Below are 2,754 nucleotides of genomic sequence, written 5' to 3'. Positions count from 1 at the left end.
CTCTGGTTTTCACGTAGGACGAGGTGAGGGGCGGCCTGGCCGCGTTGTAAGCCGACCTCGAGGTCGCCTACCGCTACGCAACAGCCTGACCCTCTTCCCCTCCCCCTGTCCGCCGTGCAGTGTAAAAACGTCGCCCAAACTTGTTTTGGGCGAGTTTTTTCGTGTGCTCGGCGGCTAGGTTGGCTCTATGAGCGAACCCGGGGACGGCCGCGTCGCGGTCTATATCGACTTCGACAACATCGTCATCTCGCGCTACGACCAGGTGCACGGCCGTGGGCAGTTCATGCGCGACCGGCAGAAGTCGGGCGGCGCGCCCAAGCCCGCGTTCGCGGCGAAGCTGGCCGAGGCGCGCGTCGACCTCGGCGCCGTCATCGACTTCGCATCGTCGTTCGGGACGCTCGTGCTCACCCGCGCCTACGCGGACTGGTCGGCGGCGGTCAACGCGGAGTACCGCGGCCAGCTCGTCGGGCGGGCCGTCGACCTCGTGCAGCTCTTCCCCGCCGCCGCCTACGCCAAGAACGGTGCGGACATCCGGCTCGCGGTCGACGCGGTCGAGGACCTCTTCCGGCTGCCGGAGCTCACCCACGTCGTGATCGTCGCGGGCGACTCCGACTACATCCCGCTGGCCCAGCGGATCAAGCGGCTCGGCCGGTACGTGATCGGGATCGGCGTCGCCGGCTCCACGGCGCGCTCGCTCGCCGCCGCGTGCGACGAGTTCGTCAGCTACGACGACCTGCCCGGCATCGCCAGGGACGAGGCGGCAGAGCCGGAGGTGGCCGAGGCCGTCGAGGCGGCAGCGGAGCCCACGGCCATCGCGCCGACCGGCGACGACGCCGCGGGCGCCGCCGAGCCGGCCGCCGAGCAGCCGAAGCGCGCGACCCGCAAACGCAAGAGCGCCGCCGCGCCCGCCGAGGAGCCGGAGGAGGAGGAGCCGCAGGTCGACTCGCAGGCCGTCGCGACCCGGCTGCTGGCACGGGCGCTGCAGCTCGGCCACGAGAAGGACGACTCGGAATGGCTGCACAGTTCGGCCGTCAAGGGCCAGATGAAGCGGATGGACCCGTCCTTCAGCGAGAAGGCGCTCGGCTACCGCTCGTTCTCCGACTTCGTGAAGTCCCGCAGCGACCTCGTCGAACTCGACGACAGCTCGACCGCCCAGATGGTGCGGCTCGCGCCGACGCGGTCCCGCCGGGCACGGCACAGCGGCAAGGCCAGCGACACGGTGAGGGCGTCGTGACCGGCGGGGCGGTGCAGCGCAGGCCGGGCGTGGTGACCGCCGTCGCGATCCTGTGCTGGGTGGTCGGCGCGCTGGAGGCCGGCACCGGTCTCCTGTACCTGCGGCTCGCCTCGCTCAACGCGATGACCGACACCCCGGCCGGCAGCGCCTTCACGTTCGGGATCGGCTACATCGTCGTCGGCCTCGCCTACATCGCGGTCGGCTTCGGCGTCTTCCGCGGAGCCGACCTGGCGCGCGTGATCGTGCTGCTGGTGAGCGTGATCAACTTCGCCGTCGGGCTGTTCACCGCGCTCAGCGGACAGCCGCTGACCGGCATCCTCTCGATGGGGCTCGCGGTGGCGATCACGCTGCCGCTCTGGGTCGGCCGCGGGCGCGCCTGGTTCGACGTGCACCGTCGGGCGTCCTGAGCGCCGGGCATCCTGAGCGGATGCCCAGCAAGCGGGCGTTGACTGGCGCGCATGGGACGACAGTGGATCGCGGAGCAGTGGGGCGGACCGGACACCTGGCGGTTCGCGGAGACGGAGGCGCCGGAGCCCGGCACCGGTGAGGTGACCATCCGGGTGCGGGCGGCCGGGGTCAACCCGGCGGACTACAAGCACGTGGCGTCGCCGCGTCCCGGTCTCGAACTGCCCGTGCCGATCGGCTACGAGGTCGCCGGCGTGATCGCCGCGATCGGGCCGGACACCGAGATCGCGTCCGGCGGCGGCGCCGAGGGCGACGAGGTGCTCGCGTTCCGCATCCAGGGCGGCTACGCGACCGAGGTCACCGTCCCGGCGAAGGACGTGTTCGCCAAGCCGCCGCGGCTCTCGGACGAGGAGGCGGCGAACCTGTTGCTGGTCGGCACCACCGCCGCCCAGATGCTGGAGGTGACCAGGGCGGCGGCCGGGGAGACGATCCTGGTGCACGGCGCGTCCGGCGCGGTCGGGGTCAGCATCCTGCAGCAGGCGGCGGAGCTCGACGTCCGGGTGATCGGCACCGCCAGCGAGCAGAGCTTCGCGCGCGTCCGGCGCTTCGGCGGCCTCCCGGTCGCGTACGGCCCAGGCCTCGCGGAGCGCGTGCGCGAGGCGGCGCAGGGCCCGATCGCGGCGGCGCTCGACACCGTCGGCACCGACGAGGCGGTCGACGTGTCGCTGGAGCTGGTGCCCGACCGCGACCGCATCGTCACGATCGTGGCGGCGCAGCGCGCCGAGCGGGAGGGCTTCCACGCGGTCTTCGGCGCCCAGCCGGAGAGCGCGGCGTTCCGCGACGCCGCCCGCGCCCGCCTGATCGCCCTCGCCGGCAGCGGCCGGCTGCAGGTGCCGGTCGCGAAGACCTACCCGCTCGCCGACGCCCCGGAGGCGCTGCGCTTCCTCGCCGAGGGCCACCCCGGCGGCAAGATCGCGCTGCTGCCCTGACGCGCCCGGCGCTCGCAGGCCGCCGAGCGGGGGCGCCCCCCCCCCCAGGCGGCGGCGCAGCGGGGGGGCGCGGCCGCGCCGACCCCCCGACCGGGGGGGACGGCGCCCCCTTGGGGCCCCGCCTGG

The 2,754-nt window shown here is 73.7% G+C and carries 3 protein-coding genes; all 3 read left to right on the top strand.

Features of this window, described 5'->3' with window-relative positions; translation table 11 throughout:
* Nucleotides 1-187: 187 nt before the first annotated feature.
* Genes ACTHMF_RS16725 through ACTHMF_RS16715 form a run of 3 tightly spaced genes read left to right on the top strand, consistent with a single transcriptional unit; the run spans nucleotide 188 to nucleotide 2,628 of the window.
* On the top strand, nucleotides 188-1,234 hold the full coding sequence (locus tag ACTHMF_RS16725) for an NYN domain-containing protein (RefSeq protein WP_440319156.1): 1,047 nt from the start codon (nucleotides 188-190) through the stop codon (nucleotides 1,232-1,234).
* On the top strand, nucleotides 1,231-1,641 hold the full coding sequence (locus ACTHMF_RS16720) for a DUF7144 family membrane protein (protein WP_440319154.1): 411 nt from the start codon (nucleotides 1,231-1,233) through the stop codon (nucleotides 1,639-1,641). Before ACTHMF_RS16725 ends, ACTHMF_RS16720 begins: the two co-directional genes overlap by 4 nt.
* A 51-nt stretch (nucleotides 1,642-1,692) precedes the next feature.
* Nucleotides 1,693-2,628 (top strand): NADP-dependent oxidoreductase, encoded by a 936-nt coding sequence (locus ACTHMF_RS16715; protein ID WP_440319152.1) that lies wholly within the window; start codon nucleotides 1,693-1,695, stop codon nucleotides 2,626-2,628.
* The last annotated feature ends 126 nt before the right edge of the window (nucleotides 2,629-2,754 follow it).

The organism is Leifsonia sp., from assembly GCF_051955155.1.
Taxonomy (GTDB): Bacteria; Actinomycetota; Actinomycetes; order Actinomycetales; family Microbacteriaceae; genus Leifsonia.
The sequence above is the reverse complement of the archived record's forward strand: the minus strand, read 5'-3'. Positions and strand labels throughout refer to the sequence as shown.